General features: G+C 36.0%; 8 protein-coding genes and 3 pseudogenes. 5 read left to right on the top strand and 6 right to left on the bottom strand.

The window, feature by feature from the left end; all coding sequences use genetic code 11:
• The 5 genes and pseudogenes from ABD915_RS06470 to ABD915_RS06490 form a co-directional block, all read left to right on the top strand.
• Window positions 1-645 (top strand): annotated as a pseudogene (locus tag ABD915_RS06470) (DUF7146 domain-containing protein); the annotation flags it as partial.
• A 111-nt stretch (window positions 646-756) separates the two neighbouring features.
• The gene (locus tag ABD915_RS06475) at window positions 757-1,047 is read left to right on the top strand and encodes a CopG family ribbon-helix-helix protein (protein WP_345116719.1); all 291 of its coding nucleotides are present in this window, start codon (window positions 757-759) and stop codon (window positions 1,045-1,047) included.
• Window positions 1,044-1,316, top strand: a complete 273-nt coding sequence (locus tag ABD915_RS06480; RefSeq protein ID WP_144755043.1) for a type II toxin-antitoxin system RelE/ParE family toxin — start codon at window positions 1,044-1,046, stop codon at window positions 1,314-1,316. The genes ABD915_RS06475 and ABD915_RS06480 overlap by 4 nt, the downstream gene beginning before the upstream one ends.
• A gap of 158 nt (window positions 1,317-1,474) precedes the next feature.
• Window positions 1,475-2,470 (top strand): annotated as a pseudogene (locus tag ABD915_RS06485) (DUF3987 domain-containing protein); the annotation flags it as partial.
• A 567-nt stretch (window positions 2,471-3,037) separates the two neighbouring features.
• Window positions 3,038-7,956: pseudogene (locus ABD915_RS06490) on the top strand (DEAD/DEAH box helicase).
• A gap of 1,086 nt (window positions 7,957-9,042) precedes the next feature.
• Here the strand turns inward: ABD915_RS06490 and ABD915_RS06495 are convergent.
• The 6 genes from ABD915_RS06495 to ABD915_RS06520 form a co-directional block, all read right to left on the bottom strand.
• The gene (locus tag ABD915_RS06495; RefSeq protein WP_345116722.1) at window positions 9,043-11,595 is read right to left on the bottom strand and encodes a DUF6990 domain-containing protein; all 2,553 of its coding nucleotides are present in this window, start codon (window positions 11,593-11,595) and stop codon (window positions 9,043-9,045) included.
• A 151-nt stretch (window positions 11,596-11,746) separates the two neighbouring features.
• Window positions 11,747-12,316: an SMI1/KNR4 family protein gene (locus ABD915_RS06500; protein ID WP_345116724.1), complete on the bottom strand. Its 570-nt coding sequence runs from the start codon at window positions 12,314-12,316 to the stop codon at window positions 11,747-11,749.
• Window positions 12,317-12,378: 62 nt separating this feature from the next.
• Window positions 12,379-12,771 (bottom strand): HNH/ENDO VII family nuclease, encoded by a 393-nt coding sequence (locus tag ABD915_RS06505; protein WP_345116726.1) that lies wholly within the window; start codon window positions 12,769-12,771, stop codon window positions 12,379-12,381.
• A gap of 264 nt (window positions 12,772-13,035) precedes the next feature.
• Window positions 13,036-13,605 (bottom strand): SMI1/KNR4 family protein, encoded by a 570-nt coding sequence (locus tag ABD915_RS06510; RefSeq protein WP_345116728.1) that lies wholly within the window; start codon window positions 13,603-13,605, stop codon window positions 13,036-13,038.
• Window positions 13,602-14,087, bottom strand: coding sequence for an SMI1/KNR4 family protein (locus ABD915_RS06515; protein WP_345116729.1), 486 nt, complete (start codon window positions 14,085-14,087; stop codon window positions 13,602-13,604). Before ABD915_RS06515 ends, ABD915_RS06510 begins: the two co-directional genes overlap by 4 nt.
• 98 nt (window positions 14,088-14,185) lie before the next feature.
• Window positions 14,186-14,767: an SMI1/KNR4 family protein gene (locus tag ABD915_RS06520; RefSeq protein ID WP_345116731.1), complete on the bottom strand. Its 582-nt coding sequence runs from the start codon at window positions 14,765-14,767 to the stop codon at window positions 14,186-14,188.
• Between the last annotated feature and the right edge of the window lies 1 nt (window position 14,768).

The following is a 14,768-nucleotide window of genomic DNA, read 5'->3' on the forward strand; positions in this document are numbered from 1 at the left end:
CATGGGCATTATGGAAGTGCCCGTTGTCCAGCCCATGATGATAGGTTGCCTAGTCTATCTCTTTCCAATGGACATGATGGGCGCCTCTTACTCACTTGTTATGCGGGCTGCTCTTTTAGAGAGATCACACAAGCGCTTAGAAGAATTGGCTTGCTTGGGAAACAAGCCTTTTTTGATAAAACTTATGATCATAGGCTCTCTTTCTCAAAACAGTTTTCTGCTGATCTTAAAAGAGCAAAACAGAAAGCAGAAAGAGCAAGAGAGATTTGGCAGCAAAGCCAACCAATAAAAGATACGCTAGCAGAAACCTATTTACGCAAGCGGGGTATCACTTGTGAATTGCCTCCCGATTTACGCTTTCATGCAAAATGTCCACACCCTTTAGGAATGACACTGCCCGCGTTGGTTGCTCTTGTTAAGGGTGCCTGCTCTTTTGCCATTCATAGAACCTTTTTACAAGCCAATGGCTGCAAAACAGATCAAGTACTAGCAAAAGCCATGTTGGGATCTGTCACCGGCGGTGCTGTGCATTTAAGTCAAGCCAATCCAAAACATCTGGTTATTTGTGAAGGCATTGAAACTGCTCTTTCTTTGCTGTCTGGTTTGTTATCAGAGCCCGTGAATGTATGGGCGTCTCTTTCAAGTCTATGAAAATGCAAAATAGATATAAAATATCTATTCTAACAGTAGCTATTGAAGAAATAGTAAAAATGTATTACATTAGAATTATATTGTAACACATTAAGGGGTGGTAAAATGGCTGAAACAACATTTACCTTTCGCGTTGATGATGTATTAAAAAATGAATTTTCTAAAGCAGCAAAGGCATGCGATAGATCTGGTGCACAATTGTTGCGGGATTATATGCGCGAAATTGTAAAAGAACAAAAAGAAAAAAGTGCGCATGATTTATGGTTTCGGGAACAAGTCCAATTAGGAATAAATTCTGCTAATGCAGGCGATATAATATCTTCTGAAGAAGTGGAAGCAGAAGCAAAGGAATGGCGCTTAAAAACACAAAGTAAATTAGATAGATCAACTTTATGAAGCTAATTTGGACACAAGTAGCACACGTTGACCGCAAAAAGATACGTGAATACATATCACAAGATAATCCTTCTGCTGCCTTAAAGTTTGATCAACTTTTATCTGAAAAGGTAGAAAAACTTGTTAAATTTCCTACTCTTGGTCGTTTAGGACGAATTGTAAATACACGTGAACTTATTGTAAATCCAAATTATATCATGATTTATGATATTTCAAATGGCGTTGTGCGTATTTTACGTGTGCTTCATACAAAGCAAAAATTTCCTTAATCAATTGTATTTTTATTTATTTGGTAATTGAAGCAAATTATTTTTTACAATACTGCGCTCTGTATCAGTAAGTAATGATAAATTATTATTTTTCTAATGTTGCGAATATGATTAGCATAATTACTTTGCACACCACTTAGTTTTTTACTCGTAAAAATGATGATGATACGCTTAATAAACAACGTCTTATTGTCAATGATGTCACGATTGAAAAGCTTGGGGAATTGTTAGAAGCCTCCCCGTGATCTCTTAATGGTCCGTGATGAATTATCTGTTTTTTAGCCAATTTGGAGAAAAAGGAATATCAAACAGACCGTTCTTTCTATTTAACAGCTTTCAATGGAGATGATCAATTTACCTATGACCGTATAGAGCGTGGAACCATTTTTATTCCCCATGTAACTTTATCAATGATTGGAGGCATTCAACCTTCACGAATTATTTCCATCATTCAAGCAATACACCGTGGAATAAACGATGACGGTTTATTACAACGGTTTCAAATGCTGGTGTGGCCCGATGAAAATCAAGAGTGGCAATTGGTTGATAGACCACCCAATCAAGAGGGCTGGCAAAAGTATGAAAGCGTTTTTCGTTCTTTTCGTGATAAACGGCTAGGTTCTCCAGAACACCCGCTGATCATGCGTTTTATGCCAAAAGCACAAGAGAAATTTTATGAATGGTTCGAGCATCTTCATAGAGAGGCAAAAAGTGGTCGTTTCTCCGAAAGCTTACAATCGCATGTTTTAAAAATGCCAAAAACCATAGCAAGTCTTGCGTTGATTTTTGAACTTCTTGATAGTGGTGGTTTTGAAATTGGACACTATGCCATCACAACAGCGTTGCGTTGGGAAAAATATCTGATAAGTCACGCAAAACGTCTTTATGCGGCGGGAGATACATTAAAAACAGAGTGGGCAAATTTGATTGTTGAACGTTGTGATTATTTACAAAATGTCTTTACTCTACGCGATATTCACCAAAAGAATTGGAAAGGGTTAAAAGACAAGAACGTCGTTAAATGTGCTTTAGATCTTTTATGCCGTTGTAACTATATTCGTGAAATCTCTAGAGAAAGTTGTCAAAAAGGCGGTCGACCGACCATACGTTATGAATGGAATCCTTTAGTGAAAAATCATAAGATTTCGCACTGAGGCAATCTGAAAATGTTATAAAGCATTAAATCAATACAACTTTGTATTTGCATAGTGAACCTTCAAAGTCTTTCTGTCTCTTAGTTTTGAACGTTTTGAAGGTTTTGAAGGTTCCTCTTTATTGCTCTATTATATTTTTTAAAATAGAAAAATAAAAGTTGTTATATTTCAATATGTTAATTTTTATTAAATTTTGAAAAAACAACTTGTATTAACAATACATTCGTAAATTCAACTAATAGAATGTGTTTTGAAAGTATTTTGAAGGTGTTAGGAACTTTCAAAACCTCTCTGTAAAATTTGTGATAAAACCTATCAAAATAATCATTATGATGTTTTTAAACACGTAGTGCATTTGTCTTGAATGATGTGTGAAACGATAAGCAAATTCCACTATTTTGCTGCTTATAAATATTATTTATAAAATTTACTTTAAGCAATTTATGGTTTTTTTGGTTGTTTTGTATCATTTTGTTGTCGATATTTCTTTTGAATCCATTTAATTAACTCCATTTCGATTCCTTTGAATAATTATCAATGCTATAAGGTGCTGGAGTTTAATGCATAATGCTTCAATCTGATAAGTCTGATAACAAACACGTCTCATTACGCTCTCTCTTACAATTCTATCGTGAAAAGGCAAAATCACCCCGTGAATTGGGAATGCTGTTTGAAAATCTTGTGAAGGATTATCTCATGCAAGACCCTTTACAAAAGCAGGAATACGAAAAGGTTCAGACTTATTCGGAATGGGCTAAGGAACATGATGAAGATGGGCGTGATATCGGTATTGATCTGGTCGCTACAATCCGTGATCAAGGAGGATATGCAGCTATTCAATGTAAATGCTATGATGCTTCTCACATCATTAAAAAAGAAGATATTAATAGTTTTATCGCTGCCTCTGGGAAGAAAATATTCACCCGTCGTATTCTGGTTGATAGCACCGAAAGCAATTGGAGTGATAATGCGAACAACACTTGTGATGGTCAAGAGGTTCGTATTCAACAGATTAATCTGTTTGATTTAGAAAACAGTCAAATCGATTGGGGAGCTTATAAAGAAAGAGGACAAGCCGTCCTTAAAGAGCAACCAAAAAAAAAGCTTTTAGATCATCAGATAGAAGCGCTTGAGAGAGTTTGTGAAGGTTTGCAAGAAGCAGACCGTGGCAAGCTTATTATGGCATGTGGGACGGGGAAAACTTTTACCAGTCTTAAGATAGCAGAGACACTCGCCGGAAAAGGCAAGCGTGTGTTGTTTCTGGTACCCTCCCTTGCTTTGATGTCCCAAACAATCCGTGAATGGACCCTTGATACAGAAATCCCCTTGCGTTCCTTTGCCGTGTGTTCGGATACACAAGTAGGCAAACGTCGTAAAGGGAAACATGATGATGAATCTGGTCTTGATGCATCAGATCTTGTCTTACCGGCGACCACGGATGCAAAAGAACTTGCACGTAAAGCTAATAAGACCTCTCTTGATGTAATGACCGTGGTCTTTTCGACCTATCATTCCATTCAAGTGATTTCCGATGCGCAAAAGGAATATGATTTACCCGAATTTGATCTAATCATTTGTGATGAAGCCCATAGAACAACGGGAGTTGTTTTAGGAACAGACAAGCATGAATCTGAATTTATCAAAGTTCATGATAACAGCATCATTCGGGGTAAAAAACGTCTCTATATGACAGCAACGCCAAAGATCTTTACCGATAAGTTGAAGAAGAAGGCTGACGTATCCGATGCCGTGCTAGCTTCTATGGATGATAAAGAGCTCTATGGGAAAAATCTTTACACCTATACTTTTTCAAAAGCTCTACAAGATAAACTGTTAACCCCTTATAAAGTTATTGTTTTAGCTGTTGATGAAGCAATTATCAACGCAACAATTCAGAAGCGTCTCAAAGATAAAAATTCCGAACTTATTCTTGATGATACAACCAAAATGATTGGCTGCTACAAAGCACTTTCTCAAATAGAAAAGAAAGAAGACGATGGCATAAAACCTATGCGTCGTTCTCTGGCTTTCTGTAGGGATATCAAGACATCTGAACGAGTTAGTGAGATTTTTAATGATGCTATTGATGAATATCATAAATTTGTTCCCGAAAGTAAGACATCTCTTATCTTTGATGTTAAGCACATTGATGGGACTTTTAATGGTAAAGACCGCAATAAATTGCTTGATTGGCTTAAAGAAGATACAGATGAGAATAACTGCCGTGTACTCACCAATGTGCGCTGTCTTTCTGAAGGTGTAGATGTTCCTGCTCTTGATGCGGTTATGTTTTTACACCCCCGAAAAAGTCATGTAGATGTGATACAGGCTGTGGGGCGTGTAATGCGTCGCGCAGAAGGTAAAACAACAGGCTATATTATTTTACCCGTTGGTATTCCCTTCAATATTCCACCACAACAGGCTTTAGAAAACAATACAAAGTATGACGTCATCTGGCAAGTTCTCAATGCGTTGCGTGCTCATGATAACCACTTTAAAAACAAAATGAAAGCCTTAGAGCTAGATCAAGATGTTCGTCATCTATTTGAGATTGTAGGGGTAACTTTTGACCCCGCTTTGCAAGCAATGACCGCAGTTGTTGACGAACTTTCTTTCCACGCAAAATCTGAAAGTGCTGGTCTCCATATTGGTTCAGTAGCAAGTGAAAGCCCTCATAGATATGAAGTACAAGAAGAGTTCGATTTTTATATTGATGAATTATCGCGTGCTATTAAGCCAATCATTGTCAAAAAATGTGGAGAGCCTAATCAGTGGGAAAAATGGGCGGGAAATGTCGCTGCAATTGCACAAAATCATATTATCCGTCTTAAAAGCATACTCGCTGATAAAAAGAGTGAAGCTTATCGCGCTTTTCATGTTTTTCACAAAGAATTAAAGAACGGTTTAAATGACAGTATCGAGCAAGAAGATGCACTTGAGATGTTGGCGCAACACCTTGTGACGCGTCCTATTTTTGAATCTTTGTTTGATGGAAATGAGTTTGTGAGTAAGAATGCTATCTCACAGGCTATGGAAAAGATCTTAGCTGAACTTGATAAGATGAATATCAAAGACGAAGCTAAAGATCTTGAAAAATTTTATCAAAGTGTAAAGGAGGATACAGAGGGCATTATTGAAACGCGCGCAAAACAAAACCTTATTACTCAACTTTACGAAGATTTTTTTACCAAAGCATTCAAAAAGACAACAGATAAACTTGGGATTGTTTATACGCCTATTGAAATAGTCGATTTTATCTTACATTCCGTCAATGATGTTTTAGAGCAAGAGTTTGGACAAAGTTTAAGTTCTCGAGGCGTCTCTATTCTCGACCCTTTTACTGGAACTGGGACCTTTATCACACGGCTTTTACAATCTGGACTGATCAAATCAGAGGATATGGAATATAAGTTCCGAAATGAAATCAAAGCCAACGAAATTGTTTTACTGGCTTATTACATAGCTGCCATTAACATTGAATCGACCTATCATAGCCTTATGAAAGGTAACTATATCCCCTTTGAAGGGATTTGTTTAACTGATACATTTCTGATGCTGGAGGAAAAAGATTTTTTCACACGCTATATGTTTGAAAATTCAGAGCGATGTAAAAAACAGCAGGAAGCAGATATCCAAGTTATTGTTGGCAACCCTCCTTATTCAGTTGGTCAAAAAAGTGCCAATGATAATAATCCAAATGTACGTTATGATACGCTTAACGATAGTATTCGAGATACATATGCATCAAGATCTCAAGCAAAACTAAAAAGAGGCCTCTATGATAGCTATATTAGAGCAATTCGTTGGGCAAGTAATCGTTTAAGTTCACAAGGCGGTGTTGTAGCTTATGTTTCTGGGAATGGATGGATTGATAAAACATTTGCGGATGGCATGCGAAGATGCTTACAAAATGAGTATTCTTCTATTTATATCATTAACCTTCGTGGTGATGTTCGAAAAGATATGTTATCAAATAAAGCAGCAAAAGAAGGAGGGAATATTTTTGGTTCTGGAAGTATGACTGGAATAGCAATAACTCTTTTTATACGCAATCCCTATGAGAAACAGCCTTGTAAAATTTACTATTATGATATTGGAGATGACCTTTCTGCCAAAGAAAAATTAAAACGATTGCATAAATTAAAAAGCATAAAAGGAATAATACAATCCAAACAGTTTATTGAAATCACACCTAATGAAAAACATGATTGGATAAAGCAAAGAGATGTAACCTTTAATCAATTTATGCCCATGGGAGATAGAAATATTTTAGCAGATGCTAAGCTTTTTGAAATAATGTCACCTGGTGTATTATCAAATCGAGATGCTTGGGTTTACAATTTTTCATGTGATATACTAGATGCATCTATTCAAAAAACAATTGATTTTTTTAATGAACAAAAGCGTCTCGTTGCTGAAAATCCGTCTATACCTGTAACAAAGATCATTGATTATGATGCTAGAAAATCAGTTGGGCGGATACTCTGATATCCAGATTAAAACGAGGGATAGATGCAACATTTGAATCTTACCTAAAAGTTCCTGTTCTCTATACACCATTTATGACAATATGGCATTATGCTTCACCATTTCTTAATGATAGATTAGGACGTACGCATCAATTTTTTAATCCAACTATTCCGCATAATCTTGGTATTTGTGTTTCTGGGATAGGAAGTAGATCAAATTTTTCTTGTCTCATGACTAATAAACCGATCAGTTACGGTACTTTAGAAGGTGCAAAATGTTATCCACTCATGCTCTCTTGTGAAGAAGAAAAAGATCATGATCATAACTTATTCATTACAGAAGTAAAAAAGAAAGTTCGTGATGGCATTACAGATGCTGGATTAACACATTTTAAAGCTGCTTATCCTAATGAAAAAATCACTAAAGATGATTTGTTTTATTACGTTTACGGTCTTTTACACTCAGAAGATTATCGTACTCGCTATGCTGATAACCTCTCTAAAGAACTCCCTCGTATCCCTTGCGTAAAAACTGCAGAAGACTTTTGGAAATTTGTAACAGCAGGGCGTCAACTGGGTCATTTGCACGTCAATTATGAAGATGTGGAACCTTATCCAGTCTCATTTAAAAAAGGCAATCCAAAACAGACTGATATCTCTAATCCAGAAAAGTTTTATTATGTAACTGAAATGAAATTCGCAAAAATTAAGAATAGTAAGGAAAAGGATAAATCGACAGTTATTTATAACAGCAATATCACGATGACAGATATCCCTCTTGAGGCTTATGAATATATCGTCAATGGCAAGCCCGCTCTTGAATGGGTTATGGGTCGTCAATGTGTAAAAACAGATAAAAAGAGTGGCATTGTTAATGATGCCAATCGCTATGCTGTTGAGACCGTTGGAAACCCTGCTTATCCATTGGAGTTATTCCAAAGGGTTATTACTGTAAGTTTAGAGACAATTAAGATTGTTAAGAACTTACCAAAATTAGAAATTAGAGAAACTGAATAAGCTTATAAGATCTTATAACTCATAAGAGGTATAGAGCCTTTAATCATAATCTATACCTCTTAATTAGATATAATCTTAAAAGGAATAATTTATCATGCGTTATTCTAAAAAAAGAACATTTGCACTTTTAAACACTCTACTTTGGATTGCTTTAAGACTTATAAGAAATCCACTCTTAAAGTGAATATGCTTCTTTTGATTGCCTTTAAGAGATTATACCGTAATCTCAAATGAGTGCTTTATAGCTTTCAAAAAAACTCTTTAAAGAGAGTTTTATATCTTCATTTTACTTATAGGTTTTGTCTGTTTTTAAAACCCCCAAAACACCTACAAAACCCTCTTAAATATATATTAAAGATTGTATTTATGTGTTGTGTTTAATATAGGTTGTTTATTTGAAACATTAACTTATTGAAATATAATAACTTTTATTTTTGACTAAAAAATATATATAAAGGGGGTGTAAAAAGAACCTCCAAAACCCCCTACCCCCCCTAAACTATAACCATAATGATCTTGATAGCATTTCTTATGATTATAACTGTCTTTTGAAAGGCTTTAAAGGATCACATGTTTTTTTAAGACGTGTTTTAATCACTCACTAAAATAATCATTTTGTCAGTTCAATTTACTGACAGATAACTGACAAATATATATTTACGATTGTATTTATTTGTTATGGCTGTTTTAATAAGTTGTATTTTGAAAAATCGATAAAACTTAACATATTGAAAAATAATGTTTTTAATTTACTCTCATTTAAAAAATACTATAGGGTCTAGAAACAACTGACTAAACTGACAAGACTGACAAAAGTCTATTAAAAGGGATTTTGCTAATCTGTGGAATAATTTTATAGGTCTTTTTGTATAGGTTATTTCCTTTAAATCTTGCACCAAAACCACGATCAGAGCCACACCACTGGTTGAGTTTCTCAACTACTGATCAAAGCTTTAAACCGCTCCTTGTCATCTAAATTTCTGAAATCTTTTCGATATTTTTTAGGGGCTATTTCTTGTCTTTTTTTCTCATAAATTGAGTGATTTTTTCCTTCCAAGAGCGGGGTTGCTCATCGCTGGGAAGTTCTCAGTGATTGGTAAAATCCTTTGCAATCTGTTCAATCAAAGTGTAGCTCACTTGCTTTACCTTTGATACTTCCTTGGCTAAAGCGATAGCGCGTTCAAGATGAAGCTGTTGGATGCTTTTGCCAAAGCCTAAATGATCTCCTGAGGTAAAACTTTGCTGATAAGACTGCAAAGTATCAACATCACCTAATAAAGCAAGGGCTCCAAGGTGAAGCAAAGCATTATCTGTATCATATGCTTTAGACTTTGCATCTTGTTGCCAAGGCGCTATACCATAATCAGAGCGAAGTCTTTCAGAAAGATCAATAGCGCTTACTGTCCATTCTAGGGCATCATCAAGCGCCTGTGTTAAACGATCCGCAGTGACTTCTGGTTCAAAGATTTCCAATCCTTTTGCCTCAAAATTAAGCTGTATATCTGGGATATCTTCCGTGTGGCTAGGATCAATGAATTTGCAAGCAGCAGAAAGAATACCGGTGCTAATCAAAAAGGCGCTATCAAATTGTGGACAATCTTTGACAATTTCATCGTTATAAAGAATGTCTACTTCACGATCAGCCAATTGATACCTTGCTATATGGTCATCTTCATCGATTTTCTCGGTTGACCAACCTAGGCTTTTTAAAAGTGCTGTGGCACTTTCCATGGTCAATGGAGCATCTTTATCATCCGTTTCCTCTATCTCCTCTGTCACATCAACAGCTGTTGTTTGAGAAGCAACAGATGTTATTTGTGGATCCAAGCTTAAAATTGGAGCGTTTTTAGGGAAACCGGTCCGATAACCCCGTGCAAGAGTGAGGAGATTATCAATTCTATATTTTGAGATTTCTTCCACAAAACCTAAAGGATTTTCCTTTCTAAAATTCTCCTTGTAATATTTGAGCTTTTCAATATCCCCAATCAAAACAAGCGCAATAAGGTGACGCGCTACAAGATCAAGTTCACTATCTGGAGACAACGCGGCATAATCATAAATGATTTGATTGACATTTTGCTGCTCAGCCCATTCAAGCATATCTGTACAAATCTGCTTTAGCTTACCTTCATCCAATTCAATACTAGAAACTGTGTAAACTTCTTCTGCTTCTTTGAGGGCTATATATTGAGGCATATTATAGAAAATCTCTCTATGAGCCGTGGAAAAGCCAAGTGTTGAAAGAGAAGCCTTAAATGCAACAATTGGCTCTTCTTCATCACATTGAAAGTTATACATTACATTGATGATACGGTCTTTACTGATAAAATAAGCATTGTGATTGTAGTTTTTATCACGATAAACTGTCCAACCCATTTGTTTTAATTGCTCAGCAACTTTATTGAAAGTAATCAAAACTTTCGGACCAAGATGTGCTTCTGCTGCCTCTCGCTCATTAAGAATCTTCAGATGTTTTTCAGCATATTCAACGGCATGGTTAACGTATTTTTCTACGTCATCATCATCTAAATGTTCAGAAATCGTACCTACCGCAATGGAGTTTTGATAAAATCTCAGTACATCGATCTTTCCAGTCAACGCTAAACAAGCCAAATGCCAGATTATACGTATATTGTAGCTATATTTTTGAACAAGAGTTTTGCTTTCGATCGATGCTTGCAAATCTTGAGCGCGTACCCATTGTATTATCCGCTCAGAGATTTTTGTCAACTCTTGCTCATTCAATGTCTCTACGCAAATATCAATCCCTTTATCAAAACCACTAAAAATCCCTCCCCCAATCGTATTAAAAGACTGATAAATATCCGTAGGTCGTATCCAAATATATTCTCTCCTATAGTAAATATATTTGCAAGCTACAGAAATCTCTTCGTTAGAGATCTCAGCTTCAAGACGGACATTGTAATTGTTATGGAGATGTACAAAACCAAAATCAAACTGAATAAAGCGATCTGGCAAAGAGAGCCACATTTTTCCAGGTTCCGTAGAAAACCACCCTTGGGTTTTAAGAATACGGCTTGCTGCAGTAAGGCTTATCGAGCGCTGTTTGGGCTTTTTACGCGTTAGAATATCATTTAACTCCCCGTTTTTATAAGCTTGCGCAAAAAGAATGAGGCGCTCATACCGCGTCATCGCTTTGTAATCTGCAAATTCTGGTACATGTAATTGAGGTGCCGGCTTATCAGACCTTAAAGCATCAATATCGCCAAGTAATGCTTGTGCAACAGCAGAATGATTGGCGGCTTCTTCACGCAATTTTTGTTCAATATTCTGCGTTTGTGCCCAAAAGATTACTTTGTTTAAAGCAGCTTTGATATGACTTCCTGAAAGATTCTGTGCCACAATTCCGAAATTTTCTTCTGCATAAATCAACATATCACCATATTCATAGCGCGACTGTTCGCCATTATCATATTCCTCAGCAAGACAATAAGCAGCGGTGGTAAGAGCAACTGATAGCCGCAACCTTCCACCATCTTCTCCATAATCTACAACATCGTAAAGAATGCGTATTATACGATCAGAAAGATGATAATAAGCAAATGTATCCCCAACTTCATCGCGATGAGGCTCCCAACCCAATCTTTTTAAAATCTCTGTTACGTCTTTCGTTTTCATTATGCTTCACTTATCAACTAATTGTGCAACATCAGCTAAAGTGTAAGTTTTCATGAATCCTCCCCTGCATGGTTCTTAATTCTTTTGTATAAAATTACTCGTGTAATACTGTGGCTCTTTAGAAAGACGAGAGATTTCTCCATCCCCTGTGTCATCTCCTCCATAACTTTTTCCAAAAGCGCTTGTAAAAAGGGATAGGTTGTGGAATGGGAGTGTTCTCTGGTTTTTCAATTGGTTGATCACCATCAGGTATCTCATCTCCCACGCTTTCTTTAATTCTTTTACAAAGGAATTCATAAAAATTACTTGCGTAATATTCGCACTCTTCAGATGGAAGCATGACATAGAGTGGGCATTCACCATCCCGAAACTGCGTATAATCAAAATAAAAGGTTTCACCAAAACCAGCATCACAAACGATAAGCTGTTCTGGTGTCGCAAAACCACGTTTCTTATCATTTAAATTTTGGAAAACAATGTCATTAACAGAAACACCTATAGGATGCTCATAAAGGCTATAAATTTCATAACCAGCAATGTCCCCGCCTTTACAATGTTTTAAAAAACTCTTGTAAGAAGATGTGAATTGTAAACCGAGAGCTTCCTCCGCCTTTTTAATCACAAGATCATCAACTGCATCATCTTCAGTACCAAAATTGATAATATCACCATTATATTTATCAACTAATACTATAACATCATTTAAGGTATAGGTTTTCATTCATTATTCTCCATCAATTATTTTATAAGTCTCTGTTTTTTCTTTTCATCAATCGTAGAGCATTATTGCCGATGCTCCTGTCCCCATCTGTTAAAATCTAGACCTATGATACCCCATCTCATATCGATTATTCCTCCTAAATGACTGTTTTTTTGTTCTCCATACCCATTACCAAATTTATACCAAAATTCCTCTCTCTGCTTATCAAACTTTTTTCTATCTATAAGCGATTGATGTGTTTTTGGATTATTATGAATCACGGAAGTATATTTTTTATGAAATTCATGGCTCATTGCTGCTAAGGGGCCATCAGGGGTTTGATTTAGGTGATGCAACTCAACAGACTCACCATCATGTCCTATAGGTGCTCTTCCTGTTTTCATTCTTTCAACATTGGTGCCCCATACGTCTTCCCCTTTTACTGTCCATTTAACAATTTTGTTAGAATCAAACAAATCATCTCTCTGATAGACTTTGTATGTCTGACCAAATTTGCTATCGGTAAATTTAGTGGGTTTTCCTTTTAACCAATTCTGTTTTTCTTCAGCAGCAATTTGGGTCAGTTCTTTCCTAGCAGCAAGTTTGGCAAGATCTCCTTGAGCGGCAAGTTCTGCAAGATTTTTCTTGGAAGCGAATTAAGAGATCGTAAATAATACCACTACTCGGAATATCTGCTGTATATCCCTTATAAACGTTACATATTTTCTCACCCCTTCTTGTCACCTCCCCCATAACTTTTTCCAAAAGCGCTTGTAAAAAGGGATAGGTTGTGGAATGGGAGTGTTCTCTGGTTTTTCAATTGGTTGATCACCATCAGGTATCTCTTCTCCCGCATGTACCATAATCCTTTTGCAAAGGAATTCATAAAAATTACTTGCGTAATATTCGCAATCTTCAGATGTATACTTGAGATAGAGTGGACACTCACCATCTCTAAACTGTGTATAATCAAAATAAAAAGTTTCACCAAAATCTGTTCTGCTAACGACAAGCTGTTCTGATGTTTCAAAACCACGTTTTCTAGCATTTAAGTTTCGGTAAACAATATCACCACCAGGAATATCTGCTCCACACTCCTTATAAAGACTATAGATTTCTTCACCGCCAATTTCTCCTCCTACATATTTTTTTAAAAAGCTCTTATAAGACGATGTAAATTGTAAACCGAGAGCCTTCTCCTCCTTTTCAATCCGTAGATCATCAGCCGCATTTTCTTTAGTCCGAAAATTGATAATATCATTATATTTATCAACTAATACTATAACATCATCTAAGGTATAGGTTTTCATGTATCTTCCCCTGCATGCTCCTTAATTCTTTTGCATAGAAATTCATAAAAATTACTCGCATAATATTGGGGATCTCTAGGTGGAAATTTAAGATAGAGCGGACACTCACCATCTCTAAACTGTGTATAATCAAAATAAAATGTCTCACCAAAATCAGTTCTGCTAATGACAAGCTGTTCTGGTGTCGCAAAACCATGTTTCCTATGATATAAGTTTTTATTCACAATATCACCAGCAGGATGATCCTCAAAACTTGCGTTATAAATGCTAAAAATTTCCTCATAACCAATTTCTCCTCCTTTATAATTTTTTAAAAAATCCTTATAAGAAGTTGTAAACTGCAAACCGAGAGTTTTTTCTGCCTCTTTAATCCGTACATCACTAACTGCATCCTCTGCAGTACCAAAATTGATAATATCATCATCATATTTATTTACTTTATCAATTAATTGTTGAACATCAGCTAAGGTATAGGTTTTCATGTATCTTCCCCTGCATATTCCTTAATTCTTTTGTATAAAAATTACTTATATAATACTGGAGATCTCTAGAAAGACTAGAGATTTCCTCACCATCCATGTCATCTCCCCCATAACTTTTTCCAAAAGCGCTTGTAAAAAGGGATAGGTTGCGGAGTGGGAGTGATCTCTGGTTTTTCAATCGGTTGATCGCCTTCAGGTATCTCATCTCCCACGTGTACTATAATTCTTTTACAAAGGAATTCATAAAAATTACTTGCGTAATATTCGCAATCTTCAGATGGAAGCATGACATAGAGTGGGCATTCACCATCCCGAAACTGCGTATAATCAAAGTAAAAGGTTTCACCAAAATCAGCATCACACACAAGAAGCTGTTGTGGTGTCATAAAACCACGTTTTCTATCATTTAAATTTTGAAAAACAATATCACCAGCAGGAATACCTTCCCCACAATCTCCATAAAGGCTATAAATTTCTTCACCACCAATTTCCCCTCCTACATATTTTTTTAGAAAAACTTTGTAAGAAGATGTGAATTGTAAACCGAGAGCCTTCTCCGCTTTTTCAATCATGATATCATCAACCGCATTTTTTGCAGTACCAAAATTGATAATATCATCATCATATTTATTTACTTTATCAATTAATACTGCAACATCAGCTAAGGTATAGGTTTTCATC

This window comes from Bartonella jaculi (assembly GCF_039543045.1).
GTDB lineage: Bacteria > Pseudomonadota > Alphaproteobacteria > Rhizobiales > Rhizobiaceae > Bartonella > Bartonella jaculi.

What these genes read in the sequence shown, in the direction of transcription:
- ABD915_RS06510 (WP_345116728.1), bottom strand. Translation starts at nt 13,605, where the DNA reads ATGAAAACCTATACCTTAGATGATGTTATAGTATTAGTTGATAAATAT.
- ABD915_RS06520 (WP_345116731.1), bottom strand. Translation starts at nt 14,767, where the DNA reads ATGAAAACCTATACCTTAGCTGATGTTGCAGTATTAATTGATAAAGTA.
- ABD915_RS06500 (WP_345116724.1), bottom strand. Translation starts at nt 12,316, where the DNA reads ATGAAAACCTATACCTTAAATGATGTTATAGTATTAGTTGATAAATAT.
- ABD915_RS06495 (WP_345116722.1), bottom strand. Translation starts at nt 11,595, where the DNA reads ATGAAAACGAAAGACGTAACAGAGATTTTAAAAAGATTGGGTTGGGAG.
- ABD915_RS06475 (WP_345116719.1), top strand. Translation starts at nt 757, where the DNA reads ATGGCTGAAACAACATTTACCTTTCGCGTTGATGATGTATTAAAAAAT.
- ABD915_RS06515 (WP_345116729.1), bottom strand. Translation starts at nt 14,087, where the DNA reads ATGAAAACCTATACCTTAGCTGATGTTCAACAATTAATTGATAAAGTA.
- ABD915_RS06480 (WP_144755043.1), top strand. Translation starts at nt 1,044, where the DNA reads ATGAAGCTAATTTGGACACAAGTAGCACACGTTGACCGCAAAAAGATA.